This is a genomic window from Vibrio sp. 10N.222.54.A3 (genome assembly GCF_041474095.1).
GTDB classification, from domain to species: Bacteria; Pseudomonadota; Gammaproteobacteria; order Enterobacterales; family Vibrionaceae; genus Vibrio; species Vibrio crassostreae_C.
The window spans coordinates 48,860-70,012 of the sequence record NZ_JBFRTN010000016.1; the positions used below are offsets into that span (position 1 = coordinate 48,860).

16 protein-coding genes and 1 pseudogene are annotated in these 21,153 nt (G+C 45.2%); 6 read left to right on the forward strand and 11 right to left on the reverse strand.

All coding sequences use genetic code 11. The features are described 5' to 3' along the window. Nucleotides 1–253 precede the first annotated feature (253 nt). On the forward strand, nucleotides 254–2,398 hold the full coding sequence (locus AB4507_RS04590; RefSeq protein WP_372158877.1) for a GGDEF domain-containing protein: 2,145 nt from the start codon (nucleotides 254–256) through the stop codon (nucleotides 2,396–2,398). A gap of 69 nt (nucleotides 2,399–2,467) precedes the next feature. On the opposite strand, the gene AB4507_RS04595 is transcribed toward AB4507_RS04590, so the two are convergent. Genes AB4507_RS04595 through AB4507_RS04620 form a run of 6 tightly spaced genes read right to left on the reverse strand, consistent with a single transcriptional unit; the run spans nucleotide 2,468 to nucleotide 9,455 of the window. Beyond that, a complete protein-coding gene (locus tag AB4507_RS04595) occupies nucleotides 2,468–4,147 on the reverse strand; it encodes a BatD family protein (protein ID WP_372182302.1) in 1,680 nt (559 codons plus the stop codon). 2 nt (nucleotides 4,148–4,149) lie between these two features. Continuing rightward, nucleotides 4,150–6,087 carry a VWA domain-containing protein gene (locus AB4507_RS04600; RefSeq protein ID WP_372182303.1) on the reverse strand — a complete coding sequence of 646 codons (1,938 nt, stop codon included), beginning with the start codon at nucleotides 6,085–6,087 and terminating at the stop codon, nucleotides 4,150–4,152. Next, nucleotides 6,080–7,087, reverse strand: coding sequence for a VWA domain-containing protein (locus tag AB4507_RS04605; protein WP_136978419.1), 1,008 nt, complete (start codon nucleotides 7,085–7,087; stop codon nucleotides 6,080–6,082). The genes AB4507_RS04600 and AB4507_RS04605 overlap by 8 nt, the downstream gene beginning before the upstream one ends. Next, nucleotides 7,080–7,565, reverse strand: a complete 486-nt coding sequence (locus AB4507_RS04610; protein WP_372182304.1) for a DUF4381 domain-containing protein — start codon at nucleotides 7,563–7,565, stop codon at nucleotides 7,080–7,082. Before AB4507_RS04610 ends, AB4507_RS04605 begins: the two co-directional genes overlap by 8 nt. Then, nucleotides 7,562–8,488 carry a DUF58 domain-containing protein gene (locus AB4507_RS04615; RefSeq protein WP_017060044.1) on the reverse strand — a complete coding sequence of 309 codons (927 nt, stop codon included), beginning with the start codon at nucleotides 8,486–8,488 and terminating at the stop codon, nucleotides 7,562–7,564. The genes AB4507_RS04610 and AB4507_RS04615 overlap by 4 nt, the downstream gene beginning before the upstream one ends. A 10-nt stretch (nucleotides 8,489–8,498) precedes the next feature. Next, a complete protein-coding gene (locus AB4507_RS04620; RefSeq protein ID WP_017064262.1) occupies nucleotides 8,499–9,455 on the reverse strand; it encodes a MoxR family ATPase in 957 nt (318 codons plus the stop codon). A 456-nt stretch (nucleotides 9,456–9,911) separates the two neighbouring features. Here AB4507_RS04620 and AB4507_RS04625 point away from each other — a divergent pair, with 456 nt between their 5' ends. Both AB4507_RS04625 and AB4507_RS04630 read left to right on the forward strand, forming a co-directional pair. Further along, nucleotides 9,912–11,828, forward strand: a complete 1,917-nt coding sequence (locus AB4507_RS04625; RefSeq protein ID WP_017067914.1) for a methyl-accepting chemotaxis protein — start codon at nucleotides 9,912–9,914, stop codon at nucleotides 11,826–11,828. A 208-nt stretch (nucleotides 11,829–12,036) separates the two neighbouring features. Further along, nucleotides 12,037–12,237: a hypothetical protein gene (locus AB4507_RS04630; RefSeq protein WP_010431457.1), complete on the forward strand. Its 201-nt coding sequence runs from the start codon at nucleotides 12,037–12,039 to the stop codon at nucleotides 12,235–12,237. 258 nt (nucleotides 12,238–12,495) lie between these two features. Here AB4507_RS04630 and malK read toward each other — a convergent pair whose 3' ends face one another. Beyond that, the gene (malK, locus tag AB4507_RS04635; protein WP_048609791.1) at nucleotides 12,496–13,608 is read right to left on the reverse strand and encodes a maltose/maltodextrin ABC transporter ATP-binding protein MalK; all 1,113 of its coding nucleotides are present in this window, start codon (nucleotides 13,606–13,608) and stop codon (nucleotides 12,496–12,498) included. Between the two features lie 664 nt (nucleotides 13,609–14,272). Here malK and malE point away from each other — a divergent pair. The 3 genes from malE (at nucleotide 14,273) to malG (ending at nucleotide 18,012) form a co-directional block, all read left to right on the forward strand. Then, on the forward strand, nucleotides 14,273–15,457 hold the full coding sequence (gene malE / locus AB4507_RS04640; protein WP_017067915.1) for a maltose/maltodextrin ABC transporter substrate-binding protein MalE: 1,185 nt from the start codon (nucleotides 14,273–14,275) through the stop codon (nucleotides 15,455–15,457). An 81-nt stretch (nucleotides 15,458–15,538) separates the two neighbouring features. After that, nucleotides 15,539–17,110: a maltose ABC transporter permease MalF gene (malF, locus tag AB4507_RS04645; RefSeq protein ID WP_017060049.1), complete on the forward strand. Its 1,572-nt coding sequence runs from the start codon at nucleotides 15,539–15,541 to the stop codon at nucleotides 17,108–17,110. A gap of 11 nt (nucleotides 17,111–17,121) precedes the next feature. After that, nucleotides 17,122–18,012 (forward strand): maltose ABC transporter permease MalG, encoded by an 891-nt coding sequence (gene malG / locus AB4507_RS04650; RefSeq protein WP_017060050.1) that lies wholly within the window; start codon nucleotides 17,122–17,124, stop codon nucleotides 18,010–18,012. Nucleotides 18,013–18,573: 561 nt separating this feature from the next. Here the strand turns inward: malG and AB4507_RS04655 are convergent. The 4 genes and pseudogenes from AB4507_RS04655 to AB4507_RS04670 all read right to left on the reverse strand — a co-directional run bounded on the left by AB4507_RS04655 (nucleotide 18,574) and on the right by AB4507_RS04670 (nucleotide 21,153). Beyond that, entirely contained in the window at nucleotides 18,574–18,846 is a 273-nt protein-coding gene (locus AB4507_RS04655; RefSeq protein WP_019822928.1) for a hypothetical protein, read from the reverse strand. 224 nt (nucleotides 18,847–19,070) lie between these two features. Continuing rightward, the gene (locus AB4507_RS04660) at nucleotides 19,071–19,574 is read right to left on the reverse strand and encodes an acyl-CoA thioesterase (RefSeq protein ID WP_372182306.1); all 504 of its coding nucleotides are present in this window, start codon (nucleotides 19,572–19,574) and stop codon (nucleotides 19,071–19,073) included. Between the two features lie 382 nt (nucleotides 19,575–19,956). Beyond that, nucleotides 19,957–20,211, reverse strand: a pseudogene (locus AB4507_RS04665) (peptide ABC transporter substrate-binding protein); the annotation flags it as partial. 48 nt (nucleotides 20,212–20,259) lie between these two features. Then, nucleotides 20,260–21,153: a DMT family transporter gene (locus AB4507_RS04670; RefSeq protein WP_372102771.1), complete on the reverse strand. Its 894-nt coding sequence runs from the start codon at nucleotides 21,151–21,153 to the stop codon at nucleotides 20,260–20,262.

The following is a 21,153-nucleotide window of genomic DNA, read 5'->3' on the forward strand; positions in this document are numbered from 1 at the left end:
CAGAATTATCACTATAACTATAAGCGATGGAAGTTTTGCCCCACTTTATGTGGGGCTTTTTTATGCCTTTAAAAAAGCCTCAATGTCGATGAAAATTTGGGCAGGAAATCCCATTTTTGTCGTCCTTCTCATGCTTGTGATAATGTAAAAAGTGAAATTGCGACCCGCTTAACATCTCATTTTTAGTTACATTGATTGCATATCAAGGCTTCTGTATTTTTGCTGTATTCTCAATAGCCAATGGACGGAAGCTGTGCCTGTAAAAGCCTTTGCAAAACAAATATCTGCTACGCGCGATCACCGTTTATTGGCAGAGTCTCTTTTTGAGTACTTGGCTAAAATGCTTGCTCCAAAAGGGATAGGGATATTTGCTGAGCCGATACCGGAAAGCGATTCGTTGCCGCTGTTTTGTCATGGCGAATTAACCTCTCTTGAGTATTACCCCTCTACATTTTGGCCTTGGGTTTCACAGTTTGATACCGCAGACGGTGTTTTACCTATGGCAATCAATACTTGTAACTGGGATCACATAAAAGTGCTCGGTGGGGAGTCGTTCATCATGATGCTCGACAATGCGCCTGCCTGTAGAACTTATTTAATTATTCAAAATTGCGATGCCGAAAAGATCAATCAAACCTTCGACCAAGATCTAGATGTTCTTCAACTTGCCGCCGCTCGCTGGCAGTGTATTCGTGCTGAGAAGAACGCGGCACTTGAGATCAAACACAGAGACACACGAGAAGCTCAATACCTTGATGAGATTAAGCTTCGTGAATTGTTTGTCGAGAACATGAAGCTAGTTCATCAGGTGGCGTTAGAGCTTTCTAATCCAGAAACTTTAGATGCACTCTATAAAGCATCAGTAGAAGCCGTACGCGATCGCCTAGGCTTTGATCGTGCGATCTTCATGTTACTTGATATGAAAAAGCGCTGTTTTAGTGGTACTTACGGCACTGACGAAACGGGTAAAACCAACAGTGAACATCATACTCAATATGATTTACACCAGCTTGAGGCCGAATACATTGAGGCGCTATCTGACAACCACACCAACTTAGTCATTATTGAACAAGCGCCACTCTACACCGAAGGCAAGGTGGTGGGGCAGGGCTGGAATGGGATGCTTATCTTGCGTGAAGGGGATAAACCGGTCGGCTGGATTGCGATGGATAACTACATCCACCGTTCACCCATAACCAATTATCAAAAGCAGATGCTTGAGTCCTTTGGCTCGCTGCTCTCTCAGATATACATTCGTAAACGCCAAGAGCAGAACATACGCATGCTGCACTCGAGCATGGTGGAGTTGTCTCGCTGCGACAGTGTTAGTGAGGTGTGTAAGTCTGCGGTTAGCTTTGCTATTCAACACCTAGGCATCGACCGATTGGCGGTTTTCCTGACCGATAAGAATTGCAGCTACATGCAAGGTACTTGGGGTACGGATATAAAAGGCGATATTGTCGACGAGTCCTACTATCGTTCAGAGCTGGTGGAACGCAACATTGTTTCAGCGGCTCGCGCTTGTCCCAATCAAGTTGCGTTTGAAGAATCAGTACCTATCTATCATGACTTTAATATTGTTGGAGTCGGTTGGACGGCAATGACCATGCTCACCACCAATACGGGTGAGCCGATTGCATTTATTGCCGCAGATAACTTGTTAACACGCAGCCCTTTAACTTCCCAGCTTCGCGAAGTGATTCGTATCTTTGCTTCTAGCCTTGCAGAGGTGTTGCAAAGAACCATGGCGCAAGAGGAGCTTAAAAAGCTCAATGAAACGCTTGAGCAAGAGGTTAGTAAGCGCACTCAAGAGCTTGAAAGAGCCAACGAACAGTTGGATATCATTTCTAAATTAGACCCGCTGACGCGCCTTGGAAACCGCCGTATGTTGTCGCAAGTGTTAGAAGATTTGAACTGCGACGATCAAGGAGCGTTTGCCACACAATATGAAGTCACATTTGGATTGATCCTTGTCGACCTCGACCACTTTGGTTTGTACAACAGTGTTTATGGCCATACCGAAGGTGACGCTGCTTTACGCTCGATAGGTAAGATACTAAATAACCATGTTTACAATGAACAAGAGACTTTCTGTCGTATTGGGGGAGAGGAGTTTATGTTGTTGATGATCGGCACTAATCACTCTGAAACGAAGCAGCGTGCCGAGTCGATTAGAAAGTGCATTGAAGAGGCGAAGATCCTCCATTGTGAAAGCAGTACTAGCCAGTATCTAACCGCGTCTGTCGGGTATGCTTCTATAACTTCTGATCAGCGCCAGTTTGACTTCGACCTACTGTATGGCAAGGCAGACAAAGCCTTGTATCAAGCCAAAGACTCAGGGAGAAATCGAATCGTTTCTGCCTTAAAACGTAAAAAAGTCACAGCATCTCTTTCTTAAAATAAAGGCCGTTGATCTCAAGATGATCAACGGCCTTTGTGCTTTACTGTTCTTGATGAACAGCGTCGACTAAAGATTTTCTAGCGAACTATTATGCTTTTTACTCGCAACTCTCTTGGGCTTCTTCACCGTTTTGATTGCCAGCTCAGGGCTCCATGTTTGGGCTGGTGAACCGGCTTCACCATAAAGGCTTTGGTTTAGCTTGGTGAGTTCGGCTTCAACGGTTTGTAACGTCTCATCACTTAGATCTGTATTTTCAGATTTCCATTGCTCAAATAAGGTTCTGGTCATCACGCCATCTTTCGTTCTTAGAGCTTCAATAAGCGCTTCTGCGGTATCTGATTGACGTTCAACAGTGTGTGTTGGTTTTGTCGTTACGCCGCGGCGTGACCAGAAGTAGAATGCCAATGCTGAGCTGATTAGCCACAAAGCTGCAAATAGGGCGGTGAGATAAGGCCAGATCCCAGGGCTATCTACAGTAACAACCGTCGGGCTTACTTGTTGGGCGGGCGTAGCAGTTACTGGTGGAGTGCTTGACGTTGCGCGATCACTTGCTTTTACCGCTAACTCTAGCCCCTGCGCTTTGCTTGTTTGTTCTGATTGCAAATCGGTGTTAAACCAAGCTTGAGACACATCAGGAAGCGAGATGTTTCCTGCCTCTTTCGGAATCAAGACTTGCTTGTAAACAACGACAGAATCACCTGACTGAGTTGTGCCAAATTGCGGCTTCTCTTCATAAACACGTACCGAATTAGGGTAGGTGATATTCAGTTTTGGCAGCTGGTGTTGCGTTAAGTTGCTAGCCGTCATCGTGATGGTACGAGTTAACGAATCACCCGCTTCCATTTCAATGGTTTGGTTGTCGCCTTCTAAACCATTACTATTTCCCAGTTGATTGCCTTGGCTATCTGACCATTGTTGAATCAGTTTGAAGTTTGATGTTGGTAACCACTCACCTTGGTAGCCTTTTGGTACGTCCTTCACAGTTACATCTAAGATTTCAACGGGCGTGTCGAGCTGGAACAGACGCGTTGTACTGGAGTTGTTGGTTGAGTAAACAACGGCTCCATTCAGCTTCGGTCCATTCAGCTTAAACTGTCCGGCCTTTTGTGAAGAGATACGGAAAGACTGTTGAACTACCGTCACCTCTTGTCCATTGAGAACATCTTGAAATTGCTTCGATTCACCAATAGGTTCCACATCTAAGCCCTGCGAGCTCGGTGGCGCTATTTTAGGATCTTGCAGCCTTCTTGGATCAGCTTTGATGATGAGTTTTACATCAAGCTCAGCCACTTCTTGTGGGTACAGCGAGTTCTTGCTGAGGTTAAGCTGGAACTCAGCCATGTCATGTTGAGTGGGCGCAGCTTTATTAACGGCAACATTGATGGTGATTGGCTTGGTTTTCGCCCCTTCAATATCGAAGCTAGGAATCTGGATCTTGCCTAAACGCAGTGGAGCAAGGCTGATGTTCCATTCACTTGACACCGAACGGCTGCCATTGACGATTCGCATCGATGACCCAAAGTTTGGTGTGCCGACATAGAAATTCTGCTGGAGCGCTGTTAGATCTAGAGCATCAGAAGAGACCTTTTCATCGGTTGCGACTCTAAGAAGGAACACTTCATCTTTGGTGACACTGTTATGTGAAACACTCGCCACGGCGTTTGCAGCCAATACTGAGAAGGACGAGAAAGCTCCCAACAACAATGTTAGGAGTACGGATAAAAATGGCTTGTTTAGAAATCGCATGGTTACCACTTTTTGTTCTGGTTGTTAGGAGCACTTTTTTGTCGTGCTTGTAAAATCATTTGCGCTTTAAGCAGTTGGCTCGGGTCACGGGCGCTTTCTACTTGCTCAAGTTTTCGCATGTCAGGGTCGCTCGACAGAGGTTGATCTGAGGTTTGTGCTACAGCTTGCTGACCACTTTGCTCACCATCTTCTTTTGAAGCTTGTTGTGCGCTAGCACTTTGAGGTGTAGCGCCTTCTTGGTCACTCTGTTTCGGCTGATCACTCTTACTTTGTTGACCGGCTTGCTTGTCGTCTTGTTTAGACTTTTCAGAGTCAGAGTGATTTTCAGGTTGGCCTTGAGATGAGTTTTGGTCTTGGCTACCGCGTTGATCTTGGTTACTGCTTTGATCTTGTGACTTGCCATTGTCAGCGGAGCTTTGTTGTTGATCCTGAGAGCTTTGCGAAGAATCATTTTGCTGACCTTGCTGACCTTGCTGACCTTGCTGACCTTGCTGACCTTGCTGACCTTGCTGACCTTGCTGATTTTGGTCTTTCTGGTCTTTGGAGTCAGAATCGCCTTGCTGTTGCTGTTGCTGTTGCTGTTGCTGTTGCTGTTGCTGTTGCTGTTGCTTCTGGGCTTGTTCGACGACCTCTAAGTTCTTCTTGGCATAAGCATGCTCAGGGTTGATTTCGAGAATACGTTGATACTCTTCTATTGCTTGATCGTACTTACCTTGTTGGGCTTGGGCGTTAGCAAGGTTGTAGCGAGCATCTTCACCAGAAAGGTCTTGCAGCGTCTGCTCTGCGGCTTCGAAATCACCGGCTTTGTATTGAGCAATGCCTTTCCACTCTTGTTGGGTGAACTGTTCAGCAGCTTGTTGGAAGTCCTCGTCCTGATACAGCTGATAGCCTACTTGATCATCGGTTTTCCACGGGTTCGCAAACGCAGTATTTGGTTGGCTAAAAGAGATAACTCCAGCTAAGGCACACCAAATAACCCCTTTCCTGAATAATCCAAGTGCCGGAAGTAATAGCAAAGGCAGTAACCAGAAACCGTTGTTCACTCTGGTGTTGAGTGAGTTCTTGGTCTTGGTTACTTCCGATGTTGTTGCAACGCGGTCGAGGTAGCTCGCGATGTGTTCAACATCTGAGTTATCAAATTGAACTTCAGTGAACGTGCCACCATAGCGGCGTGTAAGCTCGCGCATGTTCTTCAAGTTGGTTCTTGCCACCACGGTTTGTCCTGAGTCGCTTTGCAGCATCGACCCCGTAGGTAACGAGATTGGCGCACCGTTTTCACTCCCTACAGCTAGAATCGACAATGTCCAATCGTTGCCAGAGAGTAGGGAGTCGATCTGCTTCTTCTCTTGGTCATCGATGTCATCAGCAATCAATACCAAATCACCTTGGTAGATCTTCGCGCGAGTCATCATATCAATCGCAAGCTTAACGGCTGATGCGGCATCACCACCTTGATAAGGCATGATATCTGGCGATAGGTTAGGCACTAGGTTTTTGATGGTGTTGATGTCTGACGTTAGCGGGCTAATGGTGTAAGCATCCCCAGCATACGCCACCATGCCTGTTAGCCCTTCTTTCCACAATGAAAGCAGATCCAGAGCCTTGTATCGCGCTTGAGTTAAGCGATTCGGCTTAATGTCGGTGGCATACATAGACATCGACATATCCATGATCACAACTCGTGCCTGCGTTTTTTCAAAGCTCGGCTGTTCGTTTTTCTCGAAGCTTGGTCCAGCTAATGCAATAACGCCGACCAGCCACCAAATTCCGAAGTAAGTACTGCGATTTTTCGATGGCTTACTCGATTCTGGTGCCAAGTATCGCGCGATGTGTGACGCGAGTAATCCTTGCTTAGATTGTGTCTTGCTCAGCCACCAAATAGCGGGCAGCACGACAAGCGCCAAGAACCAATATGGGTAGATAAAAGTAAAGTTAGACATTGTTTCTCCTAATGGCTAACAGCATAAATGCGAAGAACATTGCCGCCGACAGTGGCCATACAAACCACTCTTGTTGCGGTCGCCAGATCTTAGTGGCGTTCGTCACGGGCTCTAACTGGTTAATGGTGTCGTAAATCGTCGCTAACTCTTTGCTGTCACGCGCTCGGAAGTACTGACCGCCGGTGCGTTTGGCAATTTCTATTAGTGTACGTTCATCCAAGTCTTGAGCAGTATTGACTTTGCGCGTCATGAAGAACTCTTTGACCATCATCTCGCCTGCACCGACACCCACGGTGTAAATCGTCGCGTCGTATTTCTTTGCAATATCCGCCGCTTCTAATGGGTCTAATACCCCGGCGGTATTACTGCCGTCGCTGAGTAGAATCATTACACGTTGGGGCGCATCGCTATCGACAAAGGTTTTGGTGGCAAGACCAATACCATCACCAATCGCTGTTTGAGTACCAATCAGCTTTAACACCGCTTGATTGAGCTGTTGTGAAAGCGTATCTCTATCTAGCGTAAGCGGGGTCTGCAAGTAGGCGTGATCAGCAAATAACACCAGTCCAACTCGGTCGCCTTTTCGTCGCTCAATAAAGTCACTCAATACGCGTTTCACCGCCGACAAGCGGTCGATGTATTCGCCATTGAACTGCATGTCTTCTTGGCTCATCGAATAGGAGAGGTCGACAACCAACATCAAATCACGATGTTTCGGTTGAAACTCTACCGGTTCGCCATACCATACAGGGCGCGCGCTCGCCGTAACCAGCAGAAGCCAGATAATCACGGACAACGCCTTTGGTAAGCGACTGCTCGGTGTTTTGGTATTACTGTCTTCTGGCAGAAATGGAAGTCTTAGGACATGGCTTGATTCTGACTTTGGTGAGAACAAGTAAACGAGCAACGGCAGTGGCGCGATGAAGAACATCCACCACCAAACGAACTCGATGTTTAGCAAGTCCCTGCTTAGAAACATAGTGCTTAGAAAATCACTCATAAAGACCTCGCTTAGGAGGAAGGGCTTTACGAAGCCAAGTTTCGCAATCATTAACTAATTGTTGTTGAGCCTTTTTCTGTTCGTCGTTCATAAGGGCTACATCTTGATAGAGCGCTTGTTGCCACTGGGATTGTTTTGCTACAAATAACGGCTTCGCCAATTGCGCATCTAAGAACTTCAACCAATCATCACCAGACAAACCTGCAATTTTTTCACGAGGGAAATAGCTCAGTGCTGCTTGACGAACGATGTCTTGAGCTTTGCTCGGAGACAAGCCATCTTGGGACTGACTATTACTAAAGTAAGACAGCGCTTCTTGTTTCGCCTGTTGATTGTTTTTTCTACGTTTTACAATGAAAAACACCAAGGCAATCAGGAAAATGGCTGTGATAATGACTGCCCACCAACCCCACGCCAAAGGCCACCAAGTCGGGGCGTCTGGCGCAATCACCGGACTTAAATCTAAGGGCTGTTTCATGACTGAGCTCCTGATATCTGGCTCATGAGTGACTGCGCACTCGACAGCGAGCTATAAGGTATCGCGAGAGATAACCCCATCTGTTGCAGCTGCTGTTTCTTAAGCGAAAAAGCATGGTTAAGCTTTTGCTTTTCTTTATTAGAAGAGAAATTAAACCATTGAGTTTTGCTGCCATCGGTGACCTGTTTAGAGCCTTTATAGGTGGTTTCACCTTGCTCTAGCGGGTCGTAGAAATGCACAAGACGTACTCTGTTGTGTCGGCGAATTTGACTGATAAGTGAGTAGTCACTTTCTTGGTAACGCACAAAGTCACTGAGCATAATAATATCGCTTCCTTTAGGGCAAAGCTGGTGCAGAGATTTCAGTCCATGCTCTAAGGTCGTGTCATTATGATTGTCGTGATTAGTCAGTGCCGTATTATTGATTTCTATGACTTTTTGCAAAATACGCAGTGGAGCATGGTTGCTTGCACTTGGCTTAATCTCAATGACCTCTTTGCCAGTATCGATCACCGCGCCAATTCGATCTTTTTGAGCCACAGTAAGCCAGCACAGTTGGCTAGCAAAGTGTGCAAGTTGAACCGATTTCAGCAACAAGGTTGAGCCGAAAATCATGCTGCTTGATAGATCCAAGAATAAAATGACAGGCTGTTCTCGTTCTTCAGAGAAAAGTTTGGTATGCGCTTTGCCTGTTCTTGCGGTTACTCGCCAGTCAATGCTGCGTATGTCATCACCCGCTTGATATTGACGAACTTCAGAGAAATTCATCCCGCGACCTTTACGGTTGCTCTCGTGTTGGCCGTTAAGCTGTGACCAAAGGCTCTTGGCGGGAGGCAACCAGCGAACAGACTGCGCTTTGTATTGCAGCAGCTCATCCAGATTTAACGTGACGCCGTCACTATGGTTGGGTAGTTGATTATTCATGCGCGTATCCCTATGCGCTGCCAACCAATGAAATAAGGTGTGCGATCACTTGGTTTGCGGTGACACCTTCAGCTTGTGCGTGGTAGCTGCGCAGTAGACGGTGGCGTAACACAGGGAATGCCATCGCTTGAACGTCTTGTGGCGTGACGTAATCTCGTCCTGCAAGCCAAGCGTGAGCGCGGGCACAACGGTCTAACGCAATGGTTGCACGCGGGCTGACACCCATGTCTAACCATTGATCAAGTTGGTCACTGTATTGCTTAGGTTGGCGAGTCGCCATAACCAGTCTGATGATGTACTGCTCAATGGTGTCTGCCATGTGAATGTTGAGCACTTCTTGGCGCGCTTCAAAGATCGTTTGCTGAGATATCTGTTGTGGCTGAGCTGATTCGTTACCTTGAGCCTCACCACGGTTGAGTCGTAAGATCTCAAGCTCGCTTTCCATATCTGGGTATTCAACCTCTAGGTGAAGCAAGAATCGGTCTAACTGAGCTTCCGGTAGCGGGTAAGTCCCTTCTTGTTCAATTGGGTTCTGTGTTGCCATTACCAAGAACAACTCAGGCAGCGCATAGGTTTTTCGACCGGCAGTTACTTGTTTCTCTGCCATTGCTTCCAGCATTGCCGCTTGAACTTTCGCCGGAGCTCGGTTGATCTCATCCGCTAGAATCAGCGAGTTGAAAATCGGGCCTGATTGGAAAGTGAACTCCCCAGTCTCAGGACGGAAGATGTCGGTACCCGTCAAATCAGCAGGTAACAGATCGGGAGTGAATTGAATGCGGTGGAAGTGACCCTCAACACAATCAGCCAATGATTTTACTGCGCGAGTTTTTGCTAAGCCGGGAGGTCCTTCAACGAGGATATGACCATCCGCTAAAAGGGCGATCATCAGTTGCTTAACGAGCTCTTTTTGACCAATGATTTGAGACTCTAGATAGTTTTGAAGGACTTCGAAATTTGTTTTGTGCATTTTGGACTCTCTGGGTATCCATTTGATTTTTATTTTGAGTATTGGTCACTGATTTCGAGGAAAAAGTTCCAGTACATTTGCGTAATTTATTTTTTCAAAATTGGAAATATTTACAAGTGGTTAGCTAAAAAAATCGTTAGGTTGTGATTATTACTATATCAATTGGTTTTTATATACAAAAGCTCGGCGGTGGGGAGTGGTTTGAGTTCGGTTGGGTCTCAGGGGGTGAGAACTAAAATTGACTCTCGACAATGCGGTATTTGCTTAGTTAATTCATGCTCAAGGTGAATATTTCTAATTGTTACATCATATTTGCAGTTTTTTGAGAAGAAAGTCTCTAGTTTTATTGGTTGTGGCCGATACATCACTCAGATTGTGCATTGCTTGTTGGAGTGCACTAAAAAAGTCCTGTTCAGGGTATACCAATAACGAGCGATTCTTTTTAAAGGTCCAAATATGTTTAAAACTAACTCTCTGAGTATCAAGCAAAAAGTTGTACTTGGAATTACCTTTGCGGTTCTTGCATCGACAGTGATTGTCGGCGCAATGGCACAACAACAAGCAAGAGATGTATTAAGTCATCGATTGATCGATATTGAACTTCCAGGAATGCTAGAGCGAATCAATGGTGAAATTGACCGAGAAGTCTCTCAGCTATTACTAGCGGCGGAGCAAATTGCTTCAAATGAATTTATTTCTGATGCTATCGAATCGACCGATCGCGATCCGGCACTAGAAAATAAACTGGTTAAACAGCTGAACAATGTTCGTAACCAGTATCAGTTGAACGATGCCTCAGTGGCGAACCGTCAAACGGCTTACTACTGGAACCAAAATGGTTTCCTGCGTCAGTTAAACCAACAGCAGGATGGTTGGTTCTTTGGCTTTACGCAATCTGGACAGCCGACCATGGTGAGCATGTTCCAAGAAGCCAATGGCGAAGTGAAGATGTTTGCTAACTATCAACAACCTTCTGGTTTGGCGATGTCTGGTCTATCAAAGTCGATGGATGACATGGTTAACCTGCTGAACGGCTTTAAGATTGAAAATACCGGCTTCGTATTCTTAACCGATAGCCAAGGTGATGTTCAAATTCACCGTGAGCGTTCTCGCAGTGACTCTTCACTTCAACAACTTTACGGTCCTCAAGCAAGCCAACTACTGAACAAGTCGGGTTTTAACCTGATTACCACTGAAAGCCAAGGCCAAGAGCTGTTCGTGGCGAGCTTGTATGTGTCTTCAATGGACTGGTTTGTTATTGGTGTCGTTCCGACTGGTGAAGTGTTTGCAGAGTTAGATGCGACAGCGCAGAAGATGCTGATCATGACTGCGGTTGTGGCATTAGTGTTTATCCTAATGGGCGTAGTTCTGGCGAACAGCATTACTCAACCGATCAAGCTTTTGGCTAAGCGTTTCGGCGACTTAGGTGAAGGCGACGGTGACCTTGCACAGCGTATCGAAGTGAAAGGCAACGATGAAATTGCACAGCTTTCAAAAGGCTTCAACGGATTCATTGAAAAGATTCACGAGTCGATGAAAGAGGTGTGTTCGACAAGCCAAGCGCTTCAAGTGGCTGCAGAGAGTGTTTCGAATAAAGCTCACATCACCCACGACAACAGCCAAGAACAGCGCGACCAAACGCTTCAAGTGGTGGCTGCAATTAACCAAATGGGTATGACCATCAGCGAGATTGCATCGAACGCGGCAACCGCAGCAGAAACGGCAACTCAAGCTTCAGGCAATACGGAAGTAGGCCGCTCTGTGGTGAACAAAGCAAAAGACGCGATCAGTCGTTTGGCGCAAGATATTGAAAGCACGGGTCAGGTAGTAGAGCAACTGGCTTCTACAACTCAAGACATAGGTTCTATTCTGGGTGTTATTCGTGATATTTCAGAGCAAACTAACTTACTCGCATTAAACGCTGCAATTGAAGCCGCCCGTGCTGGTGAGCAAGGTCGTGGTTTTGCGGTTGTAGCGGATGAAGTACGTAACCTAGCAAGCCGTACCGCAGATTCAACGGAAGAGATTCAAAAGATGATCAACCAACTGCAAAGCGATGCTAAAGATGCGGTAACGGCAATGAGTGCGGGTAAGGTGATTACCCTTGAAGGTGTATCGGCTTCGGATGAAGCGGTAGACGTGCTGAGTGGCATTTCAGACCGTATCGTTGATATCACAGACCGTAACACTCAAGTGGCAACGGCAACGGAAGAGCAATCAACCGTAGTTCACACCATCAACCAGAACATTGAAGAGATTAACGCAATCAACGAAGTGACAACGGGCACGGCTGAGCAACTTGCTGAAGCGAGCCAAGAGCTTCGTGATCTATCGTCTCGTCTAGATAAGATGGTTGGTTCATTTAAGCTTTAATTCTTTCAAGCTGTAACATGACTTAGAAAGGGATATAGACGAAGAGCTGGGGTCATTTCATCGTTAATCCGGCTCTTTTTATTAGTACGCTAATTTGCCTCTAACTGCCTTTAGCTTGATCTGGTTTCGGGCTTTGCACTCAATCGCCCTAGCATCATAGGGCGTAAATGAGTAAAATCTGGTTAGGTTTAATATTTAGGTAAGTATCATGAGCGATTTTGAAAAAGAACTAGAGCAGATGACTCAAGAGATGGGCGATGAGCCTGAGGTGAAACTGCCATCACTTGAAGAGCAAAAAGCAATTGTTGCTGAGTTCAAGCGACTAGAAGCGGAAGGCAAACTGACTCCTGAAGTGTTAGAGAAGCATTTTGGCCAGTTCAACAAACAGAATGATACGCCAATTCACTAAGTTGATTTAGACAGGTTTCATGTCTGAAAGAAGTGATATTAGCGGTTGGGTTCATAGCCTAACTAACAGATAAAGGTCTAGCGCTTGCTAGACCTTTTTTATTGCCGCTAGCGAAAGACCGAGTGGCTGACTCATGAACTATTCAATGTAAGTGAAACTCGTATCCAACACATAAAAATATCCAGCACATAAAAAAATCCCCCTTACTGAGTAAGAGGGATTCGATATGGGCAAGTTATATCCTAAAAGGCTAAGCGATTAGTCTGTGCCGTATTCTTTGTACAAACGACGACATGCGCGGCCATCGCTGTGGAACAGGTGACAACGGTGCGCTGGAATACCAATCGCCAACTTGTCACCTGATTCGATTTTCAACGTGTCTGGCTGGCGATAGATAACATCAGCATCGGCACTTTCAAGGTTTAGGTAAACCTGAGTTTCGTTACCTAGTTTCTCTACCATCATCACGTCAGCTTCAATCGTCGCGTCACCTGATTCAGCAGACATCAAGTGTTCAGGGCGAATACCCAGAGACATACGATCGCCAGCATTGACAGTCGTACCATCAACAGGGATCCAGAAAGTCATGCCATTAGAAAGTTGTACCAATACGCGTTCTGCTTCAGCTTGTTCAATGTGTACCGACATGAAGTTCATCTTCGGTGAGCCAATAAAGCCAGCAACGAAACGGTTTTGAGGGTAGTGGTAAAGGTCAAGCGGCTTACCGACTTGAGATACATAACCACCATCCAGAACAACGATCTTATCCGCCATTGTCATCGCTTCCACTTGGTCGTGGGTAACGTAGATCATGGTACAACCCAGTTGACGCTGTAGCTTGGTGATTTGCGAACGCATTTGAACACGTAGCGCGGCATCTAGGTTTGATAAAGGCTCATCAAGTAGGAATACGTTTGGTTGAGAAACCAGAGTACGACCAATCGCAACACGTTGACGTTGACCACCAGACAATGCTTTAGGTTGACGCTCAAGAAGGTGACCAAGCTGAAGAATTTCTGCCGCATGTTCAACACGCTTGTCGATTTCAGCTTTATTTGCGTTTGCTAGCTTAAGACCGAAAGACATGTTGTCGTATAGGTTAAGGTGAGGGTAAAGCGCGTACGATTGGAATACCATACCTACGCCACGCTTTGACGGTTCAACGTCATTCATGCGTTTGTCGCCAATGTACAAATCACCAGACGTAATGTCTTCTAGACCTGCGATACAACGTAATAGCGTCGATTTACCACAACCTGATGGTCCAACGAATACTACGAATTCACCTTCGTTGATGTCTAAGGTTACGTCCTTAGAAATCTGTACATCACCATATGATTTATAAACGTTTTTTAACGTGACACTCGCCATCTAGCTTGTCCTCGATCGATCAAATTTTAAGTTTTACTGCTTATCATTATAAGAAATTTTTGGGTCAGCAGTAACTGTAGGAATTGGTAAGTATTGAGTGAGTAAGAAAAAAGTGGGTGAGACTTGGCTTCTTTAACCAAGCCCACCCGTCATAGCCAAACTGATGCCCATTTCCCCCACATTCAGCTAAACCTCCCCCGTGATTCAATCACAGATTTAGCTCGATGCTAATATAAGACACCAGCGGGCAGTGAAGCCAACTAAATGAATAATGCGTCAACGCATAACACTTGCCGGTAAAGGGTTCTTACTATCCACTCTTGGATGAATGCAGTTTCGGTGAAATGGCGTAAGGGTACATCCTCCCAATGGGAAATTAACTAGGGGGAGTAGGAGGGGAGGAGTAGATATACGGGGTTATTAATAATTGGCGATCCAGTTCAAATAAATCCACCACGTAACGGTGATGTTGATCACGATGAGTATACGTTTTGTGATTGCAGTCTCTAATCTGACCGGATGGCGATCACGAATTTAAGCCATAATAGCTAGGGCGTAGTGGCTAGGATGATGAGCTAGGGTCTGTTTTCTCAGATCATAACCTCCGAAAACTGGCTCATCTTGGTAGATGTGCCCTACGTATAAATATAAAAAGGATATTCACATGAAAAACGCTCTAAGCGCTGTAGCTCTAGGTACAATAGTTGCTCTGGGTTCTTTTGGTGCAAATGCTGCTATCGAAGAAGGACAACTAACAATCTGGGTAGGTGGTGACAAAGCTTATGAAGGCATGGCTGAAGTAGGTAAACGCTTCGAAGAAGATACTGGTGTTAAAGTAACCGTCGCTTTCCCTGACAAGCTAGAAGAAAAATTCCCTCAAGTAGCAGCAGCTGGCGATGGCCCAGACATGATCTTCTACGCACATGACCGTTTTGGCGGCTATGCAGAAGCGGGACTTCTTGTTGATATCAAACCTTCTAAAGAGACTAAAGAAGGTATCGTAGACTTCGCATGGGACGCTGTTTCATACGAGGGTAAAACAATCGCATACCCTGTTGCTGTTGAGTCAGTTTCCCTAATTTACAACAAAGCACTTGTTCCTAACCCACCTAAGTCTTGGGAAGAAATCCCAGCACTTAACGCTGAACTTCAGAAAGACGGCAAGAAAGCGATCATGTGGCCTTTACGTGGCGGCGCTTACTTCACATGGCCTCTACTTGCAGCTGACGGCGGCTACGCATTCAAACAGACTGCAGAAGGTTACGACATTAAAGATGCGGGCGTAGCGACTGAAGGTGTTCAGAAGTCTCTAGGTTTCATCGAGAAGATGGTACAAGACAAAGTTATCTCTGCAGACATGGATTACTCAGTAGCTGAGTCTGAATTCGTTGCAGGTAACGTTGCAATGACAATCAACGGCCCTTGGGGTTGGGAAAACATCAAGAAAGCTGGCGTAGACTATGGCGTAACAACACTACCTAAGTTCAACGGTAAAGCGTCTAAACCTTTCGTTGGTGTATGGGCAGGTGGTATCAGCACTGCGTCTCCAAACCGCGACCTAGCTGTTGAGTTCATGGAAAATTACCTACTAACAGATGAAGGTATGAAGAGCCTGAACGACGACAAGCCACTAGGCGCTGTTGCTCTTAACTCTTTCCAACGTCAACTAGACAGCGATACTCGTATTGCAGCAACAATGGACAACGCGATGAACGGTGAAATCATGCCTAACATCCCTCAGTTCACAACATTCTGGTACAGCATGGAAGAAGCGATCGGCAACGTAGTTGACGGCCGTCAATCAGTAGACCAAGCACTAAAAGCTGCTGAAGGTCGTATGGTTAAGTAACACCCAAGCACTACCTTTTAAGGAGGGGGTAACCTCTCCTTACTTTTCTATTTTTTATCTATATCGCTAGCAGGTTCCTCTATGCAGTCAGTTCAAGGTACAGATGCTATCCCAGCACCATCAAGCCTTCCAGGCAGTAAAAGCGTCTTCATCAAATGGGGGTTGCTTGGTAGCGTTGGCTTAATAAACGGCTACGCTACAATTCTAATGTATTCTCGCGGTGAGCTCGCTTTTGCGCTGCTTACAGTGATCTTAACGGCTTTGGCACTTTACATTTTTGGTAGTAAAAAAACTTACGCCCACCGTTATATTTACCCAGGTATTGCCGGAATGATCTTGTTCATTCTTTTCCCATTGGCATACACCGTAGGGCTTGCGTTTACTAACTACAGCGCGAAAAACCAACTTTCTCTAGAGCGCACTCAAACCGTTCTTTTAGACCGTTCTTTCCAAAGCGGTGAGAGCTACCCATTTACTTTGTACAAGACAGATGACGGTCACCAGATCGTTGTAAAAGATGGCGATCAACTGTTAGCGACTGACGTATTTTCTCTAGACAATATGACAGAAACAGAGATGGACCTATCTGTTATTGAGTCTGCGCAAGGTGAAAAAGAGAAGATCAAAGCGATCATTCAAAACCGAGCAGCAATCAGTGGTGTTGATTTCAATCTACCTGACGGTGGTGACATCCGCATGAGTGGCTTACGTAAGTTTGCTTCTGTTGCTCCGCTTTACACGCTACAAGACGATGAAGAAACGTTAATCAACAATGAAACGGGTGAAGTTCTCAAGCCAAATATGGATGTGGGTTTCTACCAGCCTGTTGATGCAAATGGTGAGTTTACGGGTAATACCATCTCTCCAGGTTTCGTGGTTAGCATTGGTACGCATAACTTTGAGCGTGTATGGAAAGATGACGGCATTAAAGAACCGTTTATCAGCATCTTTATTTGGACGGTTATCTTCTCGGTATGTACCGTAGCGTTCACGCTAGTTATCGGCCTTGTATTGGCTAACATCGTGCAATGGGAAGAGTTGAAAGGTCGTTCTATTTATCGTGTTCTACTGATTCTGCCTTACGCCGTACCCGCGTTTATCTCGATTCTTATCTTTAAGGGTCTATTCAACCAAAGCTTTGGTGAGATCAACATGGTGCTCGAGAATATCTTCGGCTTAAGCCCGAACTGGTTCTCAGACCCTATCTTAGCGAAAACCATGGTGTTGATGGTTAACACATGGCTAGGTTTCCCTTACATGATGATTCTATGTATGGGTCTGCTTAAAGCGATTCCTGATGATTTATACGAAGCGTCAGCAATCGATGGTGCGAACTTCCTTGATAACTTCAAGCGCATTACGTTCCCATTGATGATTAAACCGCTTACACCGCTATTGATTGCAGCGTTTGCCTTTAACTTCAACAACTTCGTAATGATTCAACTATTGACGAACGGTGGCCCGAACATGATTGGTACTTCTGAGCCAGCGGGTTACACAGACTTGCTTGTAAGCTACACGTACCGAATTGCATTCGAAGGCGGCGGCGGTCAAGACTTCGGTCTAGCAAGTGCTATCGCAACGCTTATCTTCCTATTGGTTGGTGCACTAGCGTTACTAAACCTTCGTTTCACTAAACTGTCTCAAGATTAAGGAGCACGACAATGGCTATGGTACAAGGTAAAGGCCTTAAATACCGAGTGTGGGCAACGCATGCAGTGTTGTGGTGCTTCTTGGCAATGATTATCTTCCCACTACTGATGATCATCGCGATCTCGTTCCGTGAAGGTAACTTCGCAACCGGTAGTTTGATTCCAGATAACCCATCATTGGAACACTGGAAGTTAGCATTGGGTATGTCAGTAACGAACGCAGATGGCTCGGTAACGTCACCTCCGTTCCCTGTGCTAACTTGGTTATGGAACTCAGTGAAGGTTGCAGGTATCACATCGATTCTGATTGTGACACTGTCTACGACATCGGCTTACGCGTTTGCTCGTATGCGCTTTAAAGGTAAGAACACAATCCTGAAAGCGATGATGATTTTCCAAATGTTCCCAGCAGTATTGGCTCTAGTAGCAATCTACGCGCTGTTTGACAAACTTGGTCAATACATTCCGTTCTTAGGCTTGAACACACACGGTGGTCTAATCTTCTCTTACCTAGGTGGTATTGCACTGCACGTATGGACGATTAAGGGTTACTTTGAGACGATTGATAACTCTCTGGAAGAGGCAGCAGCCCTTGATGGTGCAACGCCTTGGCAAGCATTCAGACTGGTTCTACTACCGCTGTCTGTGCCAATCCTAGCGGTTGTGTTTATCTTATCTTTCATCGCGACAGTGGGTGAGGTGCCAGTAGCGTCTATCCTACTTACAGATGTGAACTCTTACACGCTAGCAGTAGGTATGCAGCAGTACCTATACCCTCAGAACTACCTATGGGGTGACTTTGCGGCAGCGGCTGTACTATCAGCACTTCCGATTACTATCGTGTTCTTACTTGCTCAACGTTGGTTAGTTGGTGGTTTGACGGCAGGTGGTGTAAAAGGATAAGCTGTACTCTATAAGAAAGAAAAAGAGCGACCGTTAGGTCGCTCTATATTGGCATTTTTATTACATCATTTGGTTTGGCCGCCGATCAGTAATAAAAATAACCCTCAGGTTACGCATAGCTGGCTACTAATCAGGTTCCTTACGCTATTAATGATTAGTGGTTTTTGTAACTCTAACCCAGGTATTTACTTGGGTTTTTTTATGCCTGCTACTTTTTGTTTTTTGTGTCAGCGTTACTCGTTAACTATCGCGCTCATATCTACTTTAAAACCCAAAGTTTCGAGTTACTTCTCTCCTAAATACCGACCACTTCATTTTGGTTACTTGTAGAAATGAACTAGTCTCACAAATCAGACACTCAGTATAAGTGGCTGTTGTACTATTGATATGTTGTGAATATTCCAATGCGTGATACTTCAATGATTTGTATGCAACAAAACCTGAAATTGCACTGAAAATGTATGGGTAAGCGAGAGGTAGTTACAAAATATTCAAGTGACATTCATGAGGATTATGGAGGTGGGTTTATTTATGCTTCTGGTTTTTGGTTGGACTTAGAAGTTAGAACTCTTTACTAGAAGGAGCACAACCTAAGTGTTGCAACAACACATAGATACTTTCTTGATCGAGTGCCACGCGACGAAATAGATCGGCAAATGTCGGATCTCCACCGAAACACGTTTGGATATAGTGGTTGATTTCATTGCTGTCGTAGCCTTCGACGTACAAAGTTCTAACCCATTGGTACTCAACAGCCTTTAAATTGTTCAGTGTAGACTCGCTAAGAGTGGGGCGTATGACGCTCAAGAGTGGCTCCAAGAAATTCAAATGCATCTATTATGATTGGCGGTATTTAATCAGAGCAAAATGACGACTTTATTACAGTCAAAATAAATCAGTGAACAAGTGCCGATTCATTTCAACCTTTGGCTGGGTATCACGCTCTTATCGTCTGTATTGGGTGTGCAGCGGATTTGGCAAGGTATCAAATAGATCAATGCCAAGCAGGCGCTTGGCATTGTAATAAAGTTTTATAGGGGGAGGGCTGCTGGTGGACCTTATTTCAGGTACTTCACGTGAGCTTCCATCTCTTCACCAATCTGTTTTCGCATGTTCATTAGGCGAATAGCCGAATCTTGTAATTCGATGTCTTCTGGCGTCTCTGGTATCCACTCTGGCACTTTAGTCGGATTACCATTCTCATCGACAGCGACCATAATAACGATACAGTGAGTTGTTAGGCGGTTATTGAGCTCTTTAGGGTCGCTTGCTTGCACGTCGATAGCGATATGCATTGAAGATGAACCTGTGTAAATGACCTTTGCACTTACTTCCACAAGGTTGCCTACATGAATTGGGGCAACGAATCGAATTCCGCCTGCATAGGCTGTTATACAGTATTTACCGCTCCAACCTGCGGAACAAGCGTAGGCTGCTAAATCGATCCATTTCATTGCTGCGCCACCATGAACTTTACCACCAAAGTTCACATCCCCGGGTTCAGCTAAAAAACGCAGAGTAACGTCTCGTTTACCATCTTGTCGGCTATTGTTACTGCTCATCTATCTTCCTTCATTATTATGCTGCATAACATGCTTGTTACTTGCTAATAACAATATACATAAGATGATAGAAATTAAAGCGGATAATCTCACGGTTAAGACTATTTTTTTCAAACGGATGACGAACCGATGAATATTGATGGTTATTGAGTTTCAAGGTGAGAGATAAACACGGAAAGACAATCGAGAGTAAGCTAAAAGAAAGGGTAGATTGCAAAAAAAACACCTAGCGTAATGCTAGGTGTTTCTAAGCCTTTAGGTACTCATGTCGGTACCTTTTATTGTTTGCCAACTAACCGTTGCTTGTTTGGTTTAGTTAAAGTGACTTTATCGCAATTACCACTAAAGTGGTAGTTAAAACTATTTATTCTTCAGCTCACTTTTACTCTTTTATGAAGTATAGATCCTTCGCGTAGATATTTCCTTTCGGATTGTTGTTAGGGAAGCCTTTGAGTGTATTTCGCACTAATCGAGTGTGATTATAATGATATAAAGGTATAACTGCTGAAGAATAGTTGAGTAACGACTCATCGTGCTGATATAAAGTAAAGCGTTTAGACTAATCTTCCGTTTTACTCGCTTGCTGTAAGGGCTCATCATAGTATGGATTACAGTAGCCACTCTCATTTGCTGTGTGAAACGTGAGTTTGAATTTTTACCCTAATGTGAGCGTTGGGTAATGCGTTTAGCTTTGTTGAGGGAGAGGAGCCTCAAGCCTTGGTTTTCTTCTGATTTGAGCAAGGATGACACCTGAAATCACCATCACACCACCAATGATGTGGAACTGGTTAATCTCTTCACCAAGCCATGTCGCGGCTAATACGATCGCAACAACCGGAAGCAAATTCATGAACATCGCACTTGAGTCAGCACCAATGGTGTCAATTGCTTTCACCCACATCCAAGGCGCTAAAATCGAAGCGGCAACCGCGGCGTAAGCTATCAATGGGATCGCTTGTTGCGGTGGTAACAGTTGTTCGCTGGTAAGCCAAAGTGGCGTAAGCATCGCGACAGCAAACAGACCCTGAATGTAAATCACCACCCAGCTACTGATGGGCATTTTCCAGCGTTTCAATAGCACACAGTAAGAAGCATAAACAAAGGCCGCAATCAGCATATAGCCATCGCCTTGAGTCAATTCTTGATGCATGAAGAACAAAGGGTCGCCTTTGCCTAACATCAGAGCTAAGCCTGACAGTGACAACACACCGCCAACAATACTTAAACTAGAAATGGACTTGTGCAACAAAGGAACGCTTAGAAATACACTGATCAACGGGACTAGAGACGTGATCAATGCCATGTTGGAAGCGGTTGTGGTTAAGCCGGCGTAGTAACCTAGAGATTGGTTCAACACCATGCCCAAAAAGCCGAGGAACGCTAATTTCGATAGGTTTGGCTTAATGACAGCCCACTGCTTCATCACCGGGCGAATACAGAAAGGCGTGAGAATTAACATCGCAAAAAACCAGCGGTAAAAACTCATCGCGCTAGGTTCTATGGTGTTTGCAGCAAGCTTGTTGACGATTGCATTGGCGCCCCAGATACAGACTGTAAAAAATGGTAATAGGTAATGCAT

Excerpts from the sequence above, each read along its gene's own strand:
- AB4507_RS04595 (WP_372182302.1), bottom strand. The coding sequence starts at position 4,147 with ATGCGATTTCTAAACAAGCCATTTTTATCCGTACTCCTAACATTGTTG.
- AB4507_RS04600 (WP_372182303.1), bottom strand. The coding sequence starts at position 6,087 with ATGTCTAACTTTACTTTTATCTACCCATATTGGTTCTTGGCGCTTGTC.
- AB4507_RS04605 (WP_136978419.1), bottom strand. The coding sequence starts at position 7,087 with ATGAGTGATTTTCTAAGCACTATGTTTCTAAGCAGGGACTTGCTAAAC.
- AB4507_RS04610 (WP_372182304.1), bottom strand. The coding sequence starts at position 7,565 with ATGAAACAGCCCTTAGATTTAAGTCCGGTGATTGCGCCAGACGCCCCG.
- AB4507_RS04615 (WP_017060044.1), bottom strand. The coding sequence starts at position 8,488 with ATGAATAATCAACTACCCAACCATAGTGACGGCGTCACGTTAAATCTG.
- AB4507_RS04620 (WP_017064262.1), bottom strand. The coding sequence starts at position 9,455 with ATGCACAAAACAAATTTCGAAGTCCTTCAAAACTATCTAGAGTCTCAA.
- AB4507_RS04625 (WP_017067914.1), top strand. The coding sequence starts at position 9,912 with ATGTTTAAAACTAACTCTCTGAGTATCAAGCAAAAAGTTGTACTTGGA.
- AB4507_RS04630 (WP_010431457.1), top strand. The coding sequence starts at position 12,037 with ATGAGCGATTTTGAAAAAGAACTAGAGCAGATGACTCAAGAGATGGGC.
- malK (WP_048609791.1), bottom strand. The coding sequence starts at position 13,608 with ATGGCGAGTGTCACGTTAAAAAACGTTTATAAATCATATGGTGATGTA.
- malE (WP_017067915.1), top strand. The coding sequence starts at position 14,273 with ATGAAAAACGCTCTAAGCGCTGTAGCTCTAGGTACAATAGTTGCTCTG.
- malF (WP_017060049.1), top strand. The coding sequence starts at position 15,539 with ATGCAGTCAGTTCAAGGTACAGATGCTATCCCAGCACCATCAAGCCTT.
- malG (WP_017060050.1), top strand. The coding sequence starts at position 17,122 with ATGGCTATGGTACAAGGTAAAGGCCTTAAATACCGAGTGTGGGCAACG.
- AB4507_RS04655 (WP_019822928.1), bottom strand. The coding sequence starts at position 18,846 with ATGCATTTGAATTTCTTGGAGCCACTCTTGAGCGTCATACGCCCCACT.
- AB4507_RS04660 (WP_372182306.1), bottom strand. The coding sequence starts at position 19,574 with ATGAGCAGTAACAATAGCCGACAAGATGGTAAACGAGACGTTACTCTG.
- AB4507_RS04670 (WP_372102771.1), bottom strand. The coding sequence starts at position 21,153 with ATGCATTACCTATTACCATTTTTTACAGTCTGTATCTGGGGCGCCAAT.